Genomic DNA, 20,709 nt, shown 5'->3' with positions numbered 1-20,709 from the left:
TCCAGACGCGGGCTAAAGCACCGCGCTACGGGATGAATTTCAGTGGCAAATTTCGGTTCCGATACCTTGATCGGTGAAGATTTCGAGGAGGAGACTGTGCGGGAGTCTGCCGTCAATGAAGTGGACACGGTGTACTCCTGCATCAAGTGCTTTCACCGCACTTTCGACCTTTGGTAGCATTCCAGCACTGATGGTTCCGTCTTTCTTAAGCTGAGCAACTTTATTAACCTTCAAGGTAGAGATCAACGTATCCAAATTTTTAGGATCCGAAAGAAGACCTGGAACATCGCTCATGTAAACGAGACGGCGAGCTCTGAGTGCTGAGGCTACGCAAGCCGCCGCCACATCCGCGTTCACGTTGTAGAGTTGACCGTCTTCATCTTTAGCTACTGGCGAAATAACCGGCGTGTAACCGTCCTTGATCGCCTTCTTGATGATCTTCGCCTTTACGGAAGTAATGTTGCCGACAAAGCCGAGATCAACTGGGTCCCCATGAACATCGGTGGTGAGTTTTTCGCACTGGAGGACGTTTTCCCCAGGAACTCCGAGCGGACTATCTTTACGTGCCTGAAGCATCTCGCAAACTTCGCCGTTTACCGTGCCACTGAGTACATCGCGAACAACCTTTACGGACTCGCCATCTGTGAAGCGTAGGCCATTAACAAACTTGGTTTCGATACCTTGCTCGTTGAGGGCCCGACTAATCGCCTTTCCGCCACCGTGTACAACTACGGCGTGAATTCCGACTGCGGAAAGGAATGCTATGTCACCTGCAACCCGAGAACGAATCTCTGGATCTGGATCGTCCATAAAGCTGCCACCGTACTTGATCACGAAGATCGAACCACGGAAGTTCTGCACGTAAGGTAGTGCCTCTACCAATACGGCCGCTTTGGAAATAATTTCCTGCATATTCATAGAATTTAGAGAAATAGTCGGGTTGTGCTTTTTCGCCCACGAAGGGCACTAAGTTTCACTAAGAAAATTCTGGTTCAAAAAAATTCGTGTTTCTTCGTGTCCTTCGTGGGCAGATTAACTACTCACTCTTGTTGAAATCGACGTAGCCTTCGGTGAGGTCGCTGGCCCGCAGTCTGTATTTGGCTTCGCCTGCGTGCATGTTGATGTGGATGGTAAACCTCCGGTTGCTCACGACTTCCTTCCACTTGGGTTTGTTCTCGGGTATTGGCGTACCTGATACTAGGGCTGGAACGTCACCGTATGAGATATCGATCTTCTCTGGATCGAACTCGGAGTCTGCGTAGCCAAGGGCATCCATGAGACGTCCCCAGTTTGGATCATCGCCGTACCAGGAGGTTTTGACGAGGAGCGAATTTCCGATCGCCCGAGCTATGTTTTCGGCTCCTTGCTCGGTGTCGGCTCCGCTGATGAGAAGTTCGACAACTTTGGTGATCCGCTCCCCGTCGGCGACAATCTTGTCGGCGAGGTTATCGCAAATCTGGAAGAGGGCTGCTTTGAAGGTTTCGAGAGTTGAGTCGTCCAGGGCAACGTCGGACTCTCCATTAGCTAGGAGCAAGACCGTGTCGTTAGTGCTCATGTCGCCATCTACAGTGATGGCGTTGAAGGTGTGCGTGACGGCTTCGAGTAGGATTGGCTTCAGATCGATGCCTTCTGATGAGATGTCGGTGGTGATGAAGGCCAACATGGTCGCCATGTTAGGCTGGATCATTCCGGCCCCCTTGGCAGAACCCGCCACCGTCACGGTCTTTCCGTCGACTTCGAAGGTGGCTGTGCACGTCTTCTTCCGAGTATCGGAAGTGAGGATACAATTAGAGAAAGATTCTCCATCTTCGGCTCCTTCAACTACAGCTGCTCCAGATTCGGCGATCGCTTTGGAGATGCCTTCCATGGGAAGAAGTTCGCCTATCCGGCCGGTCGAGCAAACGAGGAAACTATCTGTTTCGATTCCGCAGGCGGCTGCGGTTTGTTCGGCCATTGTTTGAGCGTCGGCTTTGCCTTGCTCGCCAGTGCACGCGTTGGCGTTACCGCTATTGGCCACGATTCCGTGGACGGGTGTGTCAGAAGCGAGCACGCTTTCGCATTGGAGGACGGGGCAGCTTTGACTCTGTTCTTTGTGAAGACGCCAGCGGCGTTGCAGGGAGTCTTGGAAAAGAGAATGCCCGTATCCAGTTGACCGTTACCCTTGCGGCGTACATCCGCATGAACTCCTTTGGCAAAGAATCCTTTGGGATCCGTTACTCCTGCAGTGTCGGGCGTGAATGTAATTTCGCTTGGCATGGTGGTAGGGATGCTTCGCTGAGGCATCCGTTGTGGATTGGTATATTACTAAATATTTGGATCGGGTTAATGCGGCGGACTGGGCCAGTCCGCCCTACCTTTAAATGAGTCCGGTGGTTTCGTCCCAGCCTTGCCAGAGGTTGAGGATCTGGATGGCTTGGCCGCTGGCGCCTTTGACGAGGTTGTCTTCGGCGGAGGTGATCACGAAGTTACCAGTCCGCTCGTCTTTGACGGCTGAGATGTCGACCCGGTTGGTGCCGACGACGTACTTGGTGTCTGGCCGCGTGTCGCTGGGGAGGATGGTAACGAATGGCTTGTCGGCATAGGTCTTTTCCCATTCGGCGTAGAGTTGCTCGATGGTGGAACCGTTTGATGGGACTGTGATCGTGGTCGCGATGCCCCGGTTCATAGGAGCAAGGTGCGGGTTGAATTGCATTATCACTTTTTCGCCGGCAGCTGCGGTGAGTTGCTCTTCCATTTCGGACAGGTGCCGGTGCTTGGGGACCCCGTAGGCCTTGGCGCTCTCGTTTACTTCGCAGTAGGAGAACGCTTCTTTGCTTTGTTTGCCGGCACCGCTGGTTCCGCTGTAGGAGTTTGCGACGATGTGTTCCTTGCTAACGATGCCTGCCTTCACGAGTGGAAGGAGTGGGACCAAGATGCTGGTCGGGTAGCAACCGGGGCAGGCGTAGAGGTCTTTGTCTTTCCAGGAGTCGTCGGAAAGCTCGGGCATAACGTATTGAGCCCGACCGAGGAGATCCACATCTGGATGTTCCGCTCCGTAGAACTCTTCGTATGTGGCGGGATCGGCGATCCGGAAATCGGCGCTGAGATCGATGACCTTTTTGCCGGCATCGACGATAGCCCGAGCGTAAGTAGCCGCCGCTCCGTGCGGGAGGGCTAGGAAGAATACATCGATATCTTCCCGAGCAGCGAGTTCGGCAGGATCGGAATTCTCGAAAAGCATGTCGTCGAGCACGCCGCGCATGGCAGGGATAACGGAGCTGACTGGTTTGCCAGCTTGGCTCCGTGAGGTGACGGCCTTGAGCGTGACCTTTGGGTGGGCTGCGAGGAGTTTGACGAGAATTTCCCCTCCATAGCCGGAGGCGCCTACGATTGCTGCGTTCATTGTTCGAGAAATTTGGATAGGGGAAGGCCGTCTAGCGGTAGCGGTCGCTTCCTACGGGAAATGGAATGTGGAGAAAAGAGATTGGATCCTTGGGATGAGAATAGAAGAAGCCCTCATGGTCTGAACCAGTGAGGGCTTCCGAAAAATTCTGCTGTAAAGCGGATTAACGCTTAGAGAACTGGAACTTCTTACGTGCCCCTGGTTGACCGGCCTTCTTACGTTCCTTCATGCGAGGGTCGCGAGTGAGCAGACCTGCTTGCTTGAGAGGAGTACGGAGTTCCGCGTCGAGCTTGAGAAGTGCGCGAGCAATACCGAGGGAGATCGCGCCAGCTTGACCGCTGTCACCACCACCTTGTACACGAGCAACGATGTCGACCTTGTCCTTGAGCTCAGCTGTTGCGAGCGGGGAGAGGGCGATACGCTTGAAGTTGTCGTGGGAGAAAAAGTCTTCGTTTTCCTTGCCGTTGATGACGATCTTGCCGCTGCCTTCCTGGAGGCGAACGCGAGCAACTGCAGTTTTACGACGGCCAGTGCCTAGAAATACGTTTGATTCTACGGACATGTCTTAAGTCTGTTGGATTAGAGGGAGATAACCTCTGGGTTTTGCGCTTCGTGTGGGTGAGACTCGCCAGCGTAAACCTTGAGCTTGGTGAGCATCTTGCGAGCGAGGCGGTTCTTCGGGAGCATACCCTTAACGGCGTGCTTAACGACGAAGTCTGGCTGACGCTCTTGCATCTGTGCGACGCTGAGGTGCTTCTCGCCACCAACGTAACCGCTGTAGAACATGTATGACTTCTGTTCTTCCTTCTTACCTGTAAGGGCGATCTTGTCGGCGTTGATAACGACAACGAAGTCTCCTGTGTCCACGTGTGGAGTGTAGGTAGGCTTGTTACGGCCGCGGAGGATGTTAGCGATTTTCACAGATAGACGTCCAAGTACCTGATCCTTAGCGTCGATCACGTACCACTTGCGTTCTACTGTTTCCTTTTTGGCGAGAAATGTTTTCATCGGATTTCGAGAAAAAGAGCAAAACACCTAGCCTCAGCAGAAGGCTTGTCAATGGTTTAGTAGATTAATTTTGCTCCAGCCCTCGGATCGGAGGCGGGCTAAAAATTCAACCTGACAGAAGCGCTTCCGTATAAACTGTTATCGGGCACACCGATGCCGAAGTCATTGTCCGTGTAATGCAGCCCGAGAGAGAGCTTCGCCAGATCTCCCAAACGGATCGGGTAAACGAGGTCGACTTCGAAGTAGCTGTAATCCACATCCCCATCGATCAGGCCGAGGCGGGCTGTGGTATCGATCGGAAAAAGGTTCAATGGCACCGAGAGCGTTGCCTCCGCTTCGGCGGTCCACTGATCGGTGTCGATGTCATTGTATATATATATAGAAGGGGCGATCGTGCCAAACTCGGCGTAAAGTCCCACGTACGCCTCGGTGAATTCGTCGTCATGCGGGTCTAGCCCGCGAATCGCTCCCACATCGAGCCCGACCAGATCCGCCAACGCCCAGCCATATCCCGTGTAGATCTCGTATCTCTCGTTGAAGAGATCAGGAGCGCTCCTGCCTTCCTCCGGCGAGAGTCCCCAGGCGCCAAGGTAGAAATCGCCGAAGCCCAATTCGAGGGAAGACTGCCAGTTCACGTCCGCCTCCTGAATCCCACGGTAAAAAGCTTCACTCGCCGCTTTCGCTTCGAAACTGATCCCTGCGTGCACAAGCGGGGCGATAGAGCTGACGGAAAAGAGGCAAAGCTTCGCGAAGTGAGAATTGAGTTTCATGGCTTGGCAATTGGTTTGGATTCCTGCCGAGGTTCAGCAAAATCTTAACTCGCTCTCTGTCCAACACAAAGCTAGTCACTCACTCTATGAACAAGCTCACCCTTGCCTGCCTTTTCGCCGCCAGTGGGATCGGCTTCGGAGCTTTCGGAGCTCATGGTCTCGAAGATAAGCTAGTAGCAAACGATTCCGTCTCTACTTGGGACACTGCTGTATTGTACCATCTGATACATGCAGTCGCCCTTTTTGTACTCGCAGCGGTCGATTCTCTCAAAAGCAAGTGGAGCTACACGCTGATGAGCATCGGCATCCTGCTTTTTTCCGGCTCCCTTTACGCGCTCGCTTTAACCAAGATCGGCATCTTCGGTCCCATCACTCCACTCGGAGGCCTCGCCTTCATCGCCGGTTGGATCACACTAATTTTCGAAAACAAGCGGTAACGGCCACGACCCCTCATGCAACCGACCCGCAAATCCCTTCACATCGCGATTCCCTCTCCGCTCAAGCGTGCCCTGCTCGCGCTTGAGTCTGCTGGCGGGACCTGCCGTATCGTGGGTGGATCAGTGCGAGATGCCTTGCTCGGACTGAAACCGAAGGACTTCGACGTGGAGGTCTACGGGCTGGATCTTGAGACCATTGCGAAAACACTCAATCCGCTCGGTCGAACCGACCTTGTCGGAAAAGCGTTCGCCGTAGTCAAACTCTGGACACACGGTGAGGAGTACGACTTTGCGATTCCGCGTCGGGAATCAAAGTCAGGCACGGGCCACCGTGGTTTCACTATCGAAGCCGATGCCAATCTAAGCGAGGAAGTCGCCCTCGAGCGCCGCGACTTCACCATAAACGCCCTGCTCTATGATCACTCCTCTGAAGAGGTGATCGACTACTTTGGCGGACTCGAAGATCTCGAGCGACGCATCCTTCGTCATATCAGCCCCGCTTTCAAAGAAGACCCATTGCGCGTCCTCCGTGGGATGCAGTTCGCTGGCCGCTTCGAAATGGAGCTGGACGACGAAACCGCAAAACTTTGCCGCGAAGTCGGTCCCGAGTTTTGGACCCTCGCCCAGGAACGCATCTGGACCGAATGGGAGAAGTGGGCTCAGAAATCCAAGTCGCTTTCGCACGGCATGCGCGCTCTGGAAAAGAGCGGTTGGATTCGCTACTTCCCCCAGCTCAACGCTCTGCGAAACCTTCCGCAAGATCCTGAATGGCATCCAGAAGGCGACGCTTGGACTCACACCCTTCATTGCCTCGATGCTCTGATCCGAGAAACAGATTGGGCTGAGCTTTCCGAAGCTGAGAAGACTCCCCTCGCCTTCGGTGTTCTTTGCCACGACTTAGGAAAAACTCGCTGTACACGCTGGGCTTTAAAACGGGGAGCTAAGCATTGGATCAGCCCCGGCCACGACACACAAAGCATCTGGCTCGCTGAACAATTCTTCGACAGCATGCGCTCACCGCATGAAGTTCGCGACAAGGTCATGCGACTTGTCGGAAACCACCATTTTTTGAATACGGTACCCAAAGGTGGGCATAGTGATGCCTCTCTTCGTCGCCTCGCAAAACGACTTGCTCCGGCAACCACCCATGAGCTCGTGTACGTGATGATTGCTGATCACCGCGGCCGGCCTCCACTCGTTTCTGAAGCTCAAGACGAGCGTATCGCCAATTTCAAAATCCGTATCCAAGAACTGGATCTGGAATCTTCAGCCCCTGAGCCCGTTTTACTCGGACGGCATCTGATCGCTCGAGGAATGAAACCAGGTCCAGAATTTAAGCCCGTGCTCGACGCCGCCTATGACGCCCAACTCGAGGGTACGATCACGGATGAAGAGAGCGCCACTCAATGGCTCGATACCTACTTTAAAGGCGTCGAGTCGTAAACGATCACTTTCGACCAGAGTGTTTTGCACTCTTCGACAAAACGAACATGGGCCTCTTCAGCCTGGTAGTTTTCTTGTGCCTCCGCTGATTCGAAACTCAGGATGAGCGAGTAAGTAAAGCTGTCGTCAACGACGTCACGCGTGGCCTTCGGGGCGACACCCACGAAGCGCGTTTTTGCATACTTGGAATCCTTCATGAACTTCTTGATCGAAGTTTCAAACTGAGCCCGGTCTGCTGCACTCTCTGGATTCTTGAACCAGAAGTAAACCACGTGGGTGAAAGTGGGGTCGAACTCGGTGACGTGGCCGTCCTTGGCATAACCGATAGACGATGAGAAAAAGGCGAGTACTAGCGTGAAGAGTGCAAAAGCTTTCATGCAGCTTGATCTAGAAAGGAGTGCTTCTCTCCGCAAGCGTTTTGGAAATTCCGGCGCCCTGCGAATCGGATCAGTCAATCACTGAGTTTTTGCCTTCCCGAATCCGATCAGTCCTGTCGTGTAAGCTGTACCAACCAAGGTCACAATCATACCAGCGACTATCCGCGGCGTTATCACTTCGTCTAAGAAGATCGCGCCCCATAGAATAGCGAAACCGGGAACGATGAACGTGACTGTCGACGCATTCGTGCCACCTGCAGTGGCGATGATTCTAAAAAAGATCACGTAGGCGAGAGCTGTACAGAAAGCAGCCAAAGCAAACGCGCTCAGCCAGGGTAACCAACCCGGATTTACCTCCGGCCAATACCAAAGTCCCAGAGGCAGGAGAATGAGGGTCGCTCCAGTCAAGCTTCCGGTCGTAGCCACGGTAGCAGTGACACGGCCCAGATAGCGTTTCGTGTAGTGGACAGCAATTCCATAGGAGACCGTAGCCAACAACGCCGCTGCGATTGCCCAACCTAAGCCTCCCTCCTTAAAGCTCAGTTTTCCCCAGACCAAAATCAGCACCCCACAAACTCCGATCAAAAGACCAAAAACCTGGCTTGCCCGAAGCGATTGGCCCATCCACGCCCAACCGACCAAGGCAGCAAACAAGGGTGTCGTCGCATTCAGCAGCGACGCGAATCCCGCTTCCAAACTCAAGGCGGCATAAGCCAGTAGACAAAACGGGATCGCTGAATTGAACAGCCCGAGCACAAACAAGTGTCCGGCATTACTGCGAATCCCTTCCCGTACTTTTCGATCTAGCAGAAACGGAGTGAGGCAGAGAGCAGCTCCGCCAATTCGAATCAAGATAAGCGGGATTGGCCCGAACGCCGGAGCGGCAATTCTCAGGAAAAGAAAGGACGATCCCCAAACGGCAGAGAGACCAAGGAGGCGAACTAGATCAGCAGTGCTCATAACTCAGGCGCGAGTGCCAGCTTCCCATACGAGCATTGCCCGCTTTCGAATGCTGCCCCAGCGATAGTTTCCAACTACCCCTGTCTCTCGAATCACCCGATGGCAAGGTATGAGGTAAGCGAGCTGGTTTTTTCCAACCGCATTTCCGACCGCCCGAGCCGCCTTTGGTTTGTCGAGCTCTTCGGCCAAAGCACCATAGCTAACGAGCTCACCATGAGGGATCCGGAGCAAGGCCCGCCAAACAAGCAACTGGAACTCGCTGCCTCTCACCAGAGCTCTAAGAGGATGCTTCGCCTTCGCCGCTTCACTCACCGAAAAAATCTGGGTCGATAGATCGTTAGCCCAAGAGTCATCCCTCGAAAACGCAGCCGCTTCCCATTCTCCACGCAACTGCGCTACCGCTTCGGTCTCTCGCCCCTCGTCCCCAAACGACAAGTGGCAAATCCCGCGAGGGCTCTCTGCAGCTAAGAACCGACCAAATGGGCTCTCGGCAAACCCATAGACGATATCCCAACCCGCACCGGCAGATTTGATCTCGCCAGGCGTAGCCGCCTCAAGGTTTACGCATAGGTCGTGCAAACGTCCCGGTCCTGAAAGTCCAACTTCATAGGACGTATCCAAAACGGAACTACCCTTTAGCAGTAGTTCTTTTGCCCGCTCTGCGGTGAGGCACTGCAGGAAGTCTTTTGGCGTCACTCCCGCCCAAGATGAAAACAGGCGATGCAGGTGATGCCGGCTCAATCCAGCGTACTCGGACAGAGCAGCTAACGAGGGCTGCTCTATTTGTTCACGCTCCAGAAAGCGGATAATGCTAGCGATGCGTTCATAGTCTGACATCGCCACCAGCATAGCATCTGAGAATTCACCGCGCCCACCCGTTTCTTGCGGTGGTCCACAAATTCGTCAGGCCTCTTCGAAAATCCAAGTATAGTGGCTTCCGTTCAGACGCTGAAAGTCGCCTGACGAAAGGTCACCATCATCTAGCACCTCGTCCAACTCACGCATCGTACCTTGCAATAGCCGATCACCACTGACCGAAAGGCCGTAGATCCCGTTGTAAGGCCCTTGCCAATCCCAAACCGCATTCCCGTAAATCTCTCCTTCGAACTGCTTCTCTGACATGTAACCTTCCATATCACTAGGAAACACACCCGCTTTCGCATTCGCGGGGCCAATCCCCGTTCTCAAGGGCATATTGCTCAAAAGCGGTGCGGAAGGTTTTGAAGTCGTGAGCGAGTCGGGACTTAAGAGCGTTTTCCCTCACTTTGCTAATGGTGGGAATCGCAATCGATGCCAACAGTCCGACCAAAACGACAACGATCATAAGCTCCACTAATGTGAAGCCATGTCGCATCCGTGTCGTTTGCTGTTTTCGCGATGTCGGCATTGAGCTTTCTAAAATCGTCCAAGCTAACAATCGACTTTATCTGAAACGCTCCAGAAAAGTTCTCTTTCGTTCCACTTTTTTCAGAAATTTAAAGAAGATGAAAGGCCACTGAATGAAAAGGCACGCCCCTGACTCAGGAAGCGTGCCCACGAAAGTAGATAACCTTTCGCTGAACTACAACTTGCCTTCGATCATTTGTTCTAGCTTGACGATGTCCTTTGCGAAGTTGCGGATGCCTTCGGCTGTCTTTTCGGTCGCCATCGCGTCTTCGTTGAACATCCAGCGGAACGTGTTCTCGTCCATATCGATTTTCTCGATGTCCTTCGTTTCGCTGGCGGCAACGCTGAGCTTCTGCTCAACTGGCTCGCTAGAGTTTGAAAGCTCTTCTAGCAGGTTCGGTGAAATGGTCAGGAGATCGCAGCCTGCAAGTTCGAGGATTTCGCCAGTATTGCGGAAGCTCGCACCCATGACTTCAGTCTTGTATCCAAATTTCTTATAATAGTCATAGATACCTTGAACGGAAAGCACACCTGGATCTTCGGCCGCTTCGAAGCTTCGACCTTCTTTCGCTTTGAACCAGTCCATGATGCGACCGACAAATGGAGAAATCAGAGTAACATTCGACTCTGCACAATGGATCGCCTGAGCCATAGAGAAGAGAAGTGTAAGATTACAGTGGATACCCTCCTTTTCAAGCTCCGCCGCCGCGTTGATCCCTTCCCAAGTAGAGGCAATCTTGATCAAAATACGGTCGCGAGAAATTCCCTTCTTTTCGTAGAGAGCAATAATCTCGCGAGCTTTAGCAATCGTACTTTCTGTATCAAAAGAAAGACGTGCATCCACTTCGGTTGAAACGCGACCGGGAACGATATTCAAAATTTCGATACCGAAGCGTACCAGCAACTCGTCCATGATCGCGTCGACACGAGCCGACTTAGATAGGCTCGTGTCATCAGCTTCCTTCACGGACGCATCAACGATGGCTGCGTACTCAGCCTTTTCCGCGGCTTTGAGAATGAGGCTAGGATTCGTGGTCGCATCGCGCGGCTCGAATTCCTTCATGGTTTGGAAGTCACCTGTATCGGCAACTACGGTGGTGAACTGCTTGAGCTGTTCGAGTTGGGTTTGAGTCGATGTTTCAGACATGTGTGTAGCTTTTATTTGGATTGCGGCCTAGTCGCGAACGGACTCGCAGACTTCTGCAATGGTTATACGACCGAAGCATGAGCGTGGTCGAATGCAAATCGCCTTGTTTCTTTACCGTTTAGCAACATTCTCCGGCTCGGAAGAATTTCACTCATGCTCAAGGAGAACTATTTTAAGACAACGCAGGTATTGCTGGAACGCGTCTACTTGCAAAACCAAGCAGAGATCGAGCGACTCGCTCCATTGATCGCCAAATCGGTGGCAGGAGGTGGGGTAATCCACACCTTTGGCAGCGGACACTCCGAAATTATCGGCCGCGAAATGGTGGGACGCGCGGGTGGACTTGTTTGCGTTAGTGCGATTTTGGATACAACCGGAGGCTTTATCGAAAATCTGGAAGGCTACGGCCGGGAGCTGGCCGCTCGTTACGATCGCAACCACGGTCTTCAGGAAGGCGAGTTCATCATCGTGATCTCCAACTCGGGCAAGAACTGCTCGCCGATCGAGGTTGCCGAGTACGCAAAGGAAAAAGGACTTAAGGTAATCGCCCTCACCTCCGTCGGCATGGCCCAGAAGGTCGAGACCAAGCACTCGGGTGGCAAAAAGCTGCACGAGATCGCGGATTACGTTTTCGACAACTGCGGTAGCTTCGGCGACGCGATCGTGGAACTGCACGAGAGCGGCAAGTTCGCTGGACCCACTTCAACCATGGCTGGAGCGCTTCTGATCAATCTCCTGCAAATGGAAGTTCTGGACGAGCTGCACAAGCTCGGCGTAGAGGCACCATTGCTGCGAAGCCAGAACACGGACGGGGCTATGGAGGCCAATCGCTCCCTCGCCCGCAGCTACAAAGGGCGACTCAGCAAGCCACTTTGACAGTGAATCGAAACTGCATTGATTCTATTTTGTAACGTACCGGCAACACACAGCATTGAGCATTGCTTTAATCACAGCTTTTGCTGATTCGTAGTCGGTAGAATTCCAGGACAAGATAGTATGTTTCAGGTAACTTTCAGTGAACAAGCACTCCACGAGCTGGAAAAGCTGCCCACGATGAAGCAACTCGCGGTCATCGATCCCTTGAGCAACTTGACCGAATATCAGCTCAATCACCCGGAGGAGCCACTCGGATCCTTCAAACGCGACGGCAAGGTCACCTACCGTCTGCGTTCCGGAGAGCACCGCATCTATTTCCACCGTGAAAATGGTGAGCTCAACACCATCTGTATCTTGCACAAAAATACGCTCACTGACTTTATCTTCCGCACGAAGCTTCCCATCTCGGAAGAGCAGTTGGAGGAACAGCACTCCTCCTTCTGGAAGTATCTCGACTCTCTGAAACACTAAGCCTCCCACAATTGGACGAAGAGCCCGACCTAGAACCCAAGGAAATCGTCAAACTCGACGCCTCCCAAGCCGGCAAGATCTACCTGCTCCCAAACTTATTCACCGCGGGTAACCTTTTCTTCGGCTTCCTTGCCATCAAAAACTGCATCCAAGCCAGTCATCTCATGATGACAGGCGACGGTAATCCCAACGCCCTCTTCCGCCAGGCCGTCCTCTTCATTCTCGGCGGCATGCTGTGCGATGGACTCGATGGTCGCGTCGCCCGACTCGGCGGACGGGAATCGCTCTTTGGCAAGGAGTTCGACTCGATCGCTGACATCGTGACCTTCGGAATAGCTCCTGCCCTCATGGTGCTCTTCCTTATCCTGAATCCCGAGCAGAACGAGGAGTACTATACTAAAGCGGGATTCTTCATTGCCTTTGTCTACCTTCTCTGTGCCGGAGTACGGCTTGCACGCTTTAACGTCATCACTCACCCCGCTGTCCGCTCAGATAAGCTGGAGAAAGCGGAAGGCGACTTCCTCGGACTTCCGGTTCCCGCCGCCGCAGGCATGATCGCCACCATCGTGCTCGTCCTCACCAAGCACGACGCACTCCGTGACTACGCCCTAGTTCTCCCGGTACTCATGCTGCTGATCTCCTACCTCATGATCAGCAACGTGCGTTACCCCTCTTTTAAGAAGATCGATTGGCAGACCCAGATCCGCTTCACCACCTTCGTCGGCCTTCTCGTTTTCGGCGGATTGGCGTTCTTCACCCGCGAGTACGCGCTGGTTCTCGGCTTCCTCGCCTACCTTTTTTACGGTTTGGGGCGTCATTTGCTTCGTTTGAAGCGAATCTCAGCCAAGAGAAGCAAGTCCGCTAAACAAGTGTAAATGCTTTGCTAACAACTTGGGCAAAACCGACCAATAAGCTGGTGAAATCATCTTTTTTTTAACATGTCCTTTTTTGCAGCCAACGAACCCCACTGGGCTTGAACATTTTCAAACAGCCCTTAACCCTTGGTTTTCATCCCTTTAAGTAACTTATACCCGATATTCACAGGGTATAAGAATACTAATGATTTTTTTAATTAATTAACTCTCTATCCATTGGAATTGTCAGAAACTCCAAAACCTAGCTAACTCCTCCCCCAATGAAGTTCAAAATCCACCGTGATCATTTCAGCAATGGCCTCCAGCAAGTCCTCAACGTCGTAGGCTCCAAAGCCACGATGCCGATCCTGAGCAACGTGCTCATCGAGGCGGAAGGTGAAACGATCTCGCTCACGACCACCAATCTCGACCTCGGCATCTGCGCTCGCATCAAGGCGACCGTCGAGGAGGAAGGCGCCGTAACCCTTCCCGTCAAACGTCTCGCTACCATCGTCAAGGAACTGCCAAACAGCGACGTTAAGGTCGACGCAGCTCCGAGCAACCAAGTCAAAATTGCTTCCGGTGGGTCCAACTTCAAAATCATGGGCATCAGCCGCGACGAGTTCCCAGCCCTTCCGGAGTTCAGCGATGACCGTTCCTTCACCATCGAGCAAGGCAACCTCGCCAGCATGATCAAGAGCGTCTCCTACGCTCAGTCCAGCGACGAGACCCGCTACATGCTCAACGGTGTGTTCTTCAATTTCCTCGAGCCAGAAGATGGTGCCTCCGGCAAGCTCAGCTTGGTCGCTACCGATGGCCGCCGCCTCGCCAAGATCGACCACGAGATGGAAGTCGGCGAAGGCATGTCCGGCAGCTTGATCCTGCCAGCCAAGACCGTTTCCGAGCTCGTCCGTCTGCTCGACAAGGGCGAAAGCCTTAAGATCGCGTTCAACGATCGCCGTGTCGCTTTCCAGATCCACACCAAGGATGACTCTGATGGTTTCGTGGGTGACATCCATCTCGTTTCCAAGGTGGTGGAAGGTAACTACCCGAATTACCAACAGGTTATTCCCAAGGAGACTCACCAACGAATCAAGGTCGAGCGCGAGCTCTTCCTCCAGTCGATCCACCGTGCGGCCCTCGTCACCACCGACAAGTCCAACCAGGTCAAGATCCAGATCTCCAACAACCTCATGGAGCTCTCAGCCTCTAGCCCGGACTTCGGCGAATCTCACGAATCTCTCGCTATCGACTACAGCGGTCCAGACCTCCAAGTCGCTTTCAACCCGCAGTTCCTCATGGATCCGCTCAAGGCTCTGACGAAGGACGAGCTTTTCTTCGAGCTGAAGGACGAAGTCAGCCCTGGCGTCTTCAAGACCCTCGAAAGCTTCCTCTGCGTGATCATGCCAGTTCGCCTCACCTAAGGCGAGGAACGGCAAGCAAACCCTTTCAAGAAGGCCCACCCGATGCGGTGGGTCTTTTTTTGTAGCGCGGTGCTTTAGCCCGCGTAATCAGAAACGAGATCTATCCCATGAAGACCCGCGGGCTGAAGCACCGCGCTACGATTAAGATTGAGCCCTTACGGATCCCTCTTCTACTACGAGCCCCTTCACGTTCGTTACCATGCCCGAAGATACCCTTTCACCCATAGCAGAATACTTCGTCTACGCCTGTGTGGCAGCGTCGATTGGTCTTGGGGTGCTCAACACTCGGGTCTCTTCACTCAAAGTTTCCGTCCTGAACCGGTGGGCTCGTTGGTTCGGAGTCGCATTTGGCGCGGCGTTTCTGGTTTTCGAAGCAGGCTGGCTTGAGCGCCCGTTCTGGGTGATTGGGGCTCTCTTCTTCCTTGGCTGGCTACTTGTCGAAACGGTTTACACTTGGTTGGCGATCAACGCTCTGAGTAAGAGCTCGGTTTCTCTTTTTCCGCGATTTACCGAAAACACGACGGGCGAAGAATGGCCTACTCAAAAGAAGCTGATCGAAATAAAGGACTGGCTGAAAATGAAAGGGTTTTCCAAGTCCCAAGCCGTTTTGGCCGACGTCGGACACGGCATCCACATTCGCTCCAGCGTCTTCCAAAGCGAAGATAACCAAACCCGCTTTCAGATCCTTTTCGTTCCACAGAGCAACGGAGACATTGGTTTTTGTTTCTCCTTCTCGTCTGAAACCGAATCGGGTGAACGCTTCATAACCGATAACCTCTTCATGCCTTACGGCGGTTTTTACCCTGAGAAATGGGAAGTTGTGCGTAAACCTTGGACACGGAGCGTTGCCAGTTTGCATAAGCTTCACCAAAAGCGTATCGCTCGAAAGGAACTAGCGGCTTACGACCTCGACGCGATCGACGACTTAAACCAACAACAACGAGACCTCGAACAGATAAACGTGAAGCAAGGCTTTCTCTTTCCTCCGCATTTGCACGAAGAGCATGGCCGAATCACCTGGGATGGTCGTTATCGTGTTTGGAAAGAGGTTTGGATGCTGAACTACTTTGGCATCTCCCTCGCTTAAGGAATCAAAGTCACGATGAAGATTACGCTCCAGGAGACTCGCGATTTCGTTTTCCAAGTTAATCCGGATCCTGAGCAATTGCGTACGATCGTCGAACGTGAGCTAACTAAGTTCGGCACGCCTGCGAGTATTACCGAGATTTCCGGAGGGCTTTTCAATACTGCTTACAGAGTTGACCTAGTTGATCCCGTATCCAACTGGATACTACGTTTGAGTCCAGCTCCCGAAGCTGAGGTGTTTTACAATGAACTGCAGCTGATGGAACGTGAGGCCGATGTAGAGAAACTCTTTTCATCACTCGGGTCGGTCTTCCCAAAGGCTCTCACTTACAATCTAGATCGAGCTCATATCAATCGAGCCTACTCGATTCACCAGGTGATTGAAGGTGAGCTTTGGGATTTTCATCAAGCAGAACTAAGCCGCTCTCAAAACGAGGAGCTTTGGACAGAGCTGAGCCAGCATGCTCGTAAGATTCACTCGGTAGAAGGGGATTTCTTTGGATATCCTGGTCCATCAAAGAAGTTCTCAAAATGGTCCGACTTCATTAAGGATGTGGTAGATGGACTGATAGACGACGCGAAACGCTTTGGGCTTGTTCTCGGAGTAGCAGAGGCGGAAGCCTTTAGGGTGTTGTTAGATCGGTATTCAGAAATTTTGGACGAGGTTGACACTCCCTACCTGTGTCACGGAGACCTTTGGCCCAAAAACATTTTGTTTCAGAAAGAGGAGAGTGGTTTGTGCTCGATTACTGGAGTACTCGACTCTGAACGAGCCTTTTGGGGAGATCCTGCAGCGGAATGGGTTTTTGTTTTTCTCGATATACCCGACTCCTTTTGGACCGCTTACGGAAAGAGGTTCAATTCGGAATCCGATCGAACCAGGGTCCAGATTTACAAGGGACTCTACTGTACGCAGGTACTATTGGAAGCGAAACGCTTCGGGCGAAGTGGAGAAGAAGAGAAAGCAGGTATTGAGGAAGTATTGGCCGAGCTTGGCTAACCTCCGATGTAGGACATCTCTACTTTCTTGTCGTTCTTAAGGGGGCGACCTTTGCTTCGGTCCTCCGAATGTTGGTCATCACGTGTAATCCAAAGCTTGGATACGTAACTGGTAAAATCCTCTTGGGAGATCCCGCTGCGAATCTGCTTTTTGAGGTCGGTGCCGGCTGTTGCAAACAAGCAGGTGTAGAGTTTTCCCTCTGCTGAAATACGGGCTCTGTTGCAATCGCCGCAGAATGGATTTGTAATGGAAGTAATGATACCGAATTCGCTGCGGGCGTCTTTAAATCTATAGCGAGATGCAACCTCACCACGGTAACTCGGATCGACAGGTTCGAAATCGTACTTGCTGCCGATGGTTTCAAGAATCTGCTTCGCAGGTACCACCTGATCCATTTTCCAGCCGTTGGTTTCGCCAACGTCCATAAACTCGATGAAGCGAAGGGTAATGCGGCGCTCACGGAAATACTCGATCATTGGCAGCACATCCACCTCGTTTACTCCGAGTTTGGCGACCATGTTCACTTTGATCTTCAGCCCCGCCTTTTCCGCCGCGTCTATCCCTCTGATTACAGCATCCGGAGAAGAACGACCTCCACTCATCTGTGCGAAGCGATCATGATCCAAACTATCGAGGCTGATATTGATGCGGCGGAGACCAGCGTCCTTAAGCTTTTGAGCATAGCGTGGAAGCAGCGAAGCGTTGGTCGTGAGCGAGATATCTTGAACTCCGGTCTCTGTGGAGAGGGACGAGATCAGATCACAAAGATCGGGACGGAGGAGCGGCTCCCCTCCAGTAAGGCGTAATTTCTGAACCCCTAGTTCGACGAAGCTTTTAGCGGCGAAAACGATTTCCTCGTTGCTGAGCAGAACCTCCTTGGGAAGAAACGCGTACTCAGGGCCGAATATCTCCCGTGGCATGCAGTAGGAACAACGGAAATTGCACTGGTCTGTGACCGAGATCCTAAGATCTCGCAGTGGTCGTTTCAGTTTATCCGCAACGGGGTTCATTTGGTTTGGAATTTAGTCGTAGGAGTTTTGTAAGGTAAAGGAGAATTGCGAAAGTGCCGAGGTAGAGCCCGCTGTCCCTAGCGGGCATTTGTTCTGACATTTTGTCCGCTGCGGAGAGCGGACGCTACCCTTTCGCCAGATCCCTCCGTATCAAATCGATTGCTGCGTTAAACACGCGTCTCTTTTGGGCGATGCGCGGTCCTCTGAAGCTGAAACGTTTGGCGAAGGTTCCAGTGGGCGTGTGCAATCCAATGTAGACAGTGCCAACGGGATCTTTTTCGGTACCACCACCTGGACCTATGTAGCCAGTGCAGCTGATCGCATAGTCGGATTCCAATCTTTCGGCTACTCCCGTGGCCATAGCCATTGCGACCTCTTCGCTTACCGCACCGTGCTGCTGTATCATGTCTGTGGGCACGCTTATGATGTCCTCCTTTGCTCCTGTGCTGTAGGTCGCCAAGCCGCCTACAAAGTATTCGGAAGATCCGGGAAGGTTTGTGATTTCGTTGGCGATGTAGCCTCCTGTGCAACTTTCGACTGTGGATAGGCGAAGTTTCTTACGTCGCATTGTTTTGGATACTATTTCTAGGAGTGAGTCGTTGCCAATTGTCAGGAAATCCTCTCCGAGCATTTCTTTACACTCGGCTGCGAGTTCAGTGAGTCGATCGTATGGGTTCACTTCGTTTGGAAAACTCATGCGGAAGTCGACCATTCCCGGATGAGCACAGTAGGCGAGCTCGAGCCCCTCTTCGCGGTCTGCTATTGGCTGAAGCATTGTTTCTAGGTTAGATTCGCCAACACCTGTAGTCCGAATTTGGATATAATTTTCGTGATCTTGAACGAGTTCCTTTTCGAGGAGACGCGGCATGACCTGATCCTTAAACATTGGCTGCAACTCGTGTGGTGGACCCGGGAGCATTGCTAGGATCTTGCCATCTTTTTCGAGCCATAGGCCTGGAGCAGTTCCGTTTGGATTGTGTAAGACCTCTGCATTCTTGAAATGGTAGGCCTGCTTTCGGTTGTTCTCATTGAGTTTAAGCCCAAGGGCCTTGAAGCGATCTTCGATGGCTTGCATGACTTCTGGGTCGTATACGAGCTCTTCACCTAGGCATTCACCAATCACTTCCTTGGTTCGATCGTCGACAGTGGGACCGAGACCTCCGGTCGTTATGAGCACGTCTGCCCGCTTCCAATATTCTTCGAAAAAGAGTTCAATGTCCTCAGGTGCATCAGAGATTGTCACGTTTGCGTGCATTGGTGTGCCTGCTTGTCGGAGCTGATCACCAACGAAAGTGAGGTGACCGTTTGCTGTGAGACCTAGGAGGAGTTCCTCGCCGAGAGTGAGGAGAATGATCTTTGGATGGGATGGCATCGGTGCTTGAACGAATAAGAAAGGAATCAGATTGGGGTCTTGGGTTATGTTCAAATGAATTCAGTGTTTTGTGTTGCCCACTAAGGGCACGAAGTAGCACGAAGGATTCGGGTTGAAGGTGAATTGACTTCGTGAGTCTTAGTGCCCTTCGTGGGAGAAAAATTACGGTTTGTGACCGCTGAGGACAGCGGCCGCTACCTTTGAAAATGCCCGATCCCGTTTCCAGTGACTTAAAAGAGAAGGTGCGACGCCTTCCGGACAAACCCGGTGTTTATCTGATGAAAGATAGGCTTGGTTCGGTGATTTATGTGGGCAAGGCCAAGAGCCTGAAGAAGCGGGTGTCGTCCTACTTCCAAGCTTCAAAAAAGTTCACGCACCAGCCGAAGATTCGGGCATTGGTGCAAATGATCCGTGATTTCGAAACCATCGAGGTCAAATCCGAGCCGGAAGCCCTACTGCTCGAAGGACAGCTCATCAAGAAATGGAAGCCCAAGTACAATACGGATTTTGTTGATGATAAGCGCTTTCTGTTAGTGCGAGTGGATGTTACTCGAGAACTGCCCCGCTTCGCGCTCGCCCGCTTCAAGAAAGAGGACGGAGCTCGCTATTTTGGGCCCTTCGCCCACGCGAACCATATCCGTAAGACGCTTGCTGAGATGCGACGAAAGTTTGGAATCTTGCTGGGAGACTCTTCGCCGCAACGACAGGACGATGGTCGCTTTCGCCTCTATGACGATGTTCGGCAGGAGATCTATGGTCATGAAAACCTGGTTACGATAGAGCAGTACCAAGATCGGGTAGAAGAAGCCTGCGAGTTTCTGCAAGGCAAGTCCCACGAGTGGCTGGATGAGCTAAAGCAGGAAATGGCAAAGGAAGCTGCTGAGCAGAATTTCGAAAAGGCCGCTGCGTTACGGGATATCGTTTTTGCTCTCGAAGCCTCGCTCAAAAAGACTCGGAAGTTTTCCAGAGACCTTCCTAACAAGGCAACAGATGAGGAAACGTTAGCTCTTTTGCAGAAGGAACTAGAACTGCCCTCACCTCCACGAACGATCGAGTGTTTCGACATTTCGCACATCTCTGGAACCTTTGTAGTGGCCTCCATGGTACAGTTCGTCGATGGAAAACCCAACAAGTCGGGCTATCGTCGCTTCAAGATAAAGAGCTTTGAAGGGAACGATGACTTCCGGTCCATGGAAGAAGTGGTCGGCCGCCGCTACCGTCGACTACACAAAGAAGGAAAAGCGTTTCCAGAGTTGGTGGTGATCGATGGTGGGATGGGTCAAGTCGGAGCGGCGATAAAGTCGTTCTTGCTCCAAGACCTAGAGCCGCCAGCAGTTATCGGTCTTGCGAAAAAACACGAGACGATCATTTTCCCGGACGAACGCTCTCCCCTGCGTCTTCCGCTCAAGCATGCGGGGCTTCAGCTCTTGCAACGCTGTCGCGATGAAGCCCACCGATTCGCAAATACTTTCAACGCGGATCTACGCAGCAAACGTATCCGTGAAAGTATACTCGATGACTTCACGGGGCTTGGTCCGAAGAAACGTGCTGCCCTACTCGACGAGTTTGGTAGCATCGACCGCTTGAAGTCAGCGTCGATTACGGAGCTTCGTTCAGTGGACGGGATTGGCCTGGAAACCGCGACGCGTTTGAAGACTTTTCTGGAAGAGCACTATACTGGATAACGTAGCGCGGTGCTTTAGCCC

General features: G+C 52.6%; 23 protein-coding genes. 9 read left to right on the top strand and 14 right to left on the bottom strand.

Going from position 1 to position 20,709, the window contains the following annotated elements; genetic code table 11:
- Nucleotides 1-39: 39 nt before the first annotated feature.
- The 6 genes from argB to JIN87_RS26050 form a co-directional block, all read right to left on the bottom strand.
- Nucleotides 40-918, bottom strand: a complete 879-nt coding sequence (argB, locus tag JIN87_RS26075) for an acetylglutamate kinase (protein WP_200359279.1) — start codon at nt 916-918, stop codon at nt 40-42.
- Nucleotides 919-1,036: 118 nt separating this feature from the next.
- Complete coding sequence (gene argJ / locus JIN87_RS26070) at nt 1,037-2,050, bottom strand: bifunctional glutamate N-acetyltransferase/amino-acid acetyltransferase ArgJ (protein WP_200359277.1); 1,014 nt, start codon at nt 2,048-2,050, stop codon at nt 1,037-1,039.
- A gap of 306 nt (nt 2,051-2,356) precedes the next feature.
- Complete coding sequence (gene argC, locus JIN87_RS26065; RefSeq protein ID WP_200359275.1) at nt 2,357-3,382, bottom strand: N-acetyl-gamma-glutamyl-phosphate reductase; 1,026 nt, start codon at nt 3,380-3,382, stop codon at nt 2,357-2,359.
- Between the two features lie 163 nt (nt 3,383-3,545).
- The gene (rpsI, locus tag JIN87_RS26060) at nt 3,546-3,944 is read right to left on the bottom strand and encodes a 30S ribosomal protein S9 (RefSeq protein WP_200359273.1); all 399 of its coding nucleotides are present in this window, start codon (nt 3,942-3,944) and stop codon (nt 3,546-3,548) included.
- Between the two features lie 17 nt (nt 3,945-3,961).
- Nucleotides 3,962-4,390: a 50S ribosomal protein L13 gene (rplM, locus tag JIN87_RS26055; RefSeq protein ID WP_200359271.1), complete on the bottom strand. Its 429-nt coding sequence runs from the start codon at nt 4,388-4,390 to the stop codon at nt 3,962-3,964.
- A 98-nt stretch (nt 4,391-4,488) separates the two neighbouring features.
- Nucleotides 4,489-5,160, bottom strand: a complete 672-nt coding sequence (locus tag JIN87_RS26050; RefSeq protein ID WP_200359269.1) for a TorF family putative porin — start codon at nt 5,158-5,160, stop codon at nt 4,489-4,491.
- Between the two features lie 86 nt (nt 5,161-5,246).
- Here JIN87_RS26050 and JIN87_RS26045 point away from each other — a divergent pair, with 86 nt between their 5' ends.
- Complete coding sequence (locus JIN87_RS26045; RefSeq protein ID WP_200359267.1) at nt 5,247-5,597, top strand: DUF423 domain-containing protein; 351 nt, start codon at nt 5,247-5,249, stop codon at nt 5,595-5,597.
- A 15-nt stretch (nt 5,598-5,612) separates the two neighbouring features.
- Nucleotides 5,613-7,040, top strand: coding sequence for a CCA tRNA nucleotidyltransferase (locus tag JIN87_RS26040; RefSeq protein ID WP_200359265.1), 1,428 nt, complete (start codon nt 5,613-5,615; stop codon nt 7,038-7,040).
- Here the strand turns inward: JIN87_RS26040 and JIN87_RS26035 are convergent.
- The 6 genes from JIN87_RS26035 to tal form a co-directional block, all read right to left on the bottom strand.
- Nucleotides 7,016-7,417, bottom strand: coding sequence for a Dabb family protein (locus tag JIN87_RS26035; RefSeq protein ID WP_200359263.1), 402 nt, complete (start codon nt 7,415-7,417; stop codon nt 7,016-7,018). The two genes, JIN87_RS26040 and JIN87_RS26035, sit on opposite strands and share 25 nt — an antisense overlap.
- A 78-nt stretch (nt 7,418-7,495) precedes the next feature.
- Nucleotides 7,496-8,377 carry a DMT family transporter gene (locus JIN87_RS26030; protein WP_200359261.1) on the bottom strand — a complete coding sequence of 294 codons (882 nt, stop codon included), beginning with the start codon at nt 8,375-8,377 and terminating at the stop codon, nt 7,496-7,498.
- A 3-nt stretch (nt 8,378-8,380) separates the two neighbouring features.
- Nucleotides 8,381-9,214: a methylated-DNA--[protein]-cysteine S-methyltransferase gene (locus tag JIN87_RS26025; RefSeq protein WP_200359259.1), complete on the bottom strand. Its 834-nt coding sequence runs from the start codon at nt 9,212-9,214 to the stop codon at nt 8,381-8,383.
- Nucleotides 9,215-9,280: 66 nt separating this feature from the next.
- Nucleotides 9,281-9,571 (bottom strand): hypothetical protein, encoded by a 291-nt coding sequence (locus tag JIN87_RS26020; RefSeq protein WP_200359283.1) that lies wholly within the window; start codon nt 9,569-9,571, stop codon nt 9,281-9,283.
- The gene (locus JIN87_RS26015; RefSeq protein ID WP_267909451.1) at nt 9,516-9,731 is read right to left on the bottom strand and encodes a type II secretion system protein; all 216 of its coding nucleotides are present in this window, start codon (nt 9,729-9,731) and stop codon (nt 9,516-9,518) included. Before JIN87_RS26015 ends, JIN87_RS26020 begins: the two co-directional genes overlap by 56 nt.
- 207 nt (nt 9,732-9,938) lie before the next feature.
- Nucleotides 9,939-10,910, bottom strand: coding sequence for a transaldolase (gene tal, locus JIN87_RS26010; RefSeq protein ID WP_200359255.1), 972 nt, complete (start codon nt 10,908-10,910; stop codon nt 9,939-9,941).
- A gap of 153 nt (nt 10,911-11,063) precedes the next feature.
- On the opposite strand from tal, the gene JIN87_RS26005 reads away from it, so the two are divergent.
- From JIN87_RS26005 to JIN87_RS25980, 6 genes are all read left to right on the top strand, one after another.
- Nucleotides 11,064-11,786: a sugar isomerase domain-containing protein gene (locus tag JIN87_RS26005; RefSeq protein ID WP_200359253.1), complete on the top strand. Its 723-nt coding sequence runs from the start codon at nt 11,064-11,066 to the stop codon at nt 11,784-11,786.
- Nucleotides 11,787-11,906: 120 nt separating this feature from the next.
- Nucleotides 11,907-12,257, top strand: a complete 351-nt coding sequence (locus JIN87_RS26000; RefSeq protein WP_200359251.1) for a type II toxin-antitoxin system RelE family toxin — start codon at nt 11,907-11,909, stop codon at nt 12,255-12,257.
- Between the two features lie 11 nt (nt 12,258-12,268).
- Nucleotides 12,269-13,132, top strand: a complete 864-nt coding sequence (pssA, locus tag JIN87_RS25995) for a CDP-diacylglycerol--serine O-phosphatidyltransferase (RefSeq protein WP_234033627.1) — start codon at nt 12,269-12,271, stop codon at nt 13,130-13,132.
- A gap of 260 nt (nt 13,133-13,392) precedes the next feature.
- Nucleotides 13,393-14,535, top strand: a complete 1,143-nt coding sequence (gene dnaN, locus JIN87_RS25990; protein ID WP_200359249.1) for a DNA polymerase III subunit beta — start codon at nt 13,393-13,395, stop codon at nt 14,533-14,535.
- A 199-nt stretch (nt 14,536-14,734) separates the two neighbouring features.
- Complete coding sequence (locus JIN87_RS25985) at nt 14,735-15,622, top strand: hypothetical protein (RefSeq protein WP_200359247.1); 888 nt, start codon at nt 14,735-14,737, stop codon at nt 15,620-15,622.
- A gap of 15 nt (nt 15,623-15,637) precedes the next feature.
- Nucleotides 15,638-16,621 (top strand): phosphotransferase family protein, encoded by a 984-nt coding sequence (locus tag JIN87_RS25980; RefSeq protein WP_200359245.1) that lies wholly within the window; start codon nt 15,638-15,640, stop codon nt 16,619-16,621.
- Here JIN87_RS25980 and moaA read toward each other — a convergent pair.
- Entirely contained in the window at nt 16,618-17,631 is a 1,014-nt protein-coding gene (gene moaA, locus JIN87_RS25975) for a GTP 3',8-cyclase MoaA (protein WP_200359243.1), read from the bottom strand. The genes JIN87_RS25980 and moaA overlap by 4 nt on opposite strands.
- Nucleotides 17,632-17,755: 124 nt before the next feature.
- Nucleotides 17,756-19,003: a competence/damage-inducible protein A gene (locus JIN87_RS25970; protein ID WP_200359241.1), complete on the bottom strand. Its 1,248-nt coding sequence runs from the start codon at nt 19,001-19,003 to the stop codon at nt 17,756-17,758.
- Between the two features lie 206 nt (nt 19,004-19,209).
- Between JIN87_RS25970 and JIN87_RS25965 the strand changes: the two genes are divergently transcribed.
- Nucleotides 19,210-20,688 (top strand): excinuclease ABC subunit UvrC, encoded by a 1,479-nt coding sequence (locus JIN87_RS25965; protein ID WP_200359239.1) that lies wholly within the window; start codon nt 19,210-19,212, stop codon nt 20,686-20,688.
- Nucleotides 20,689-20,709 lie beyond the last annotated feature (21 nt).

The organism is Pelagicoccus mobilis (assembly GCF_016595505.1).
Classification (GTDB): Bacteria; Verrucomicrobiota; Verrucomicrobiia; order Opitutales; family Opitutaceae; genus Pelagicoccus; species Pelagicoccus mobilis.
This window is presented reverse-complemented; position numbering and strand designations above follow the sequence as displayed.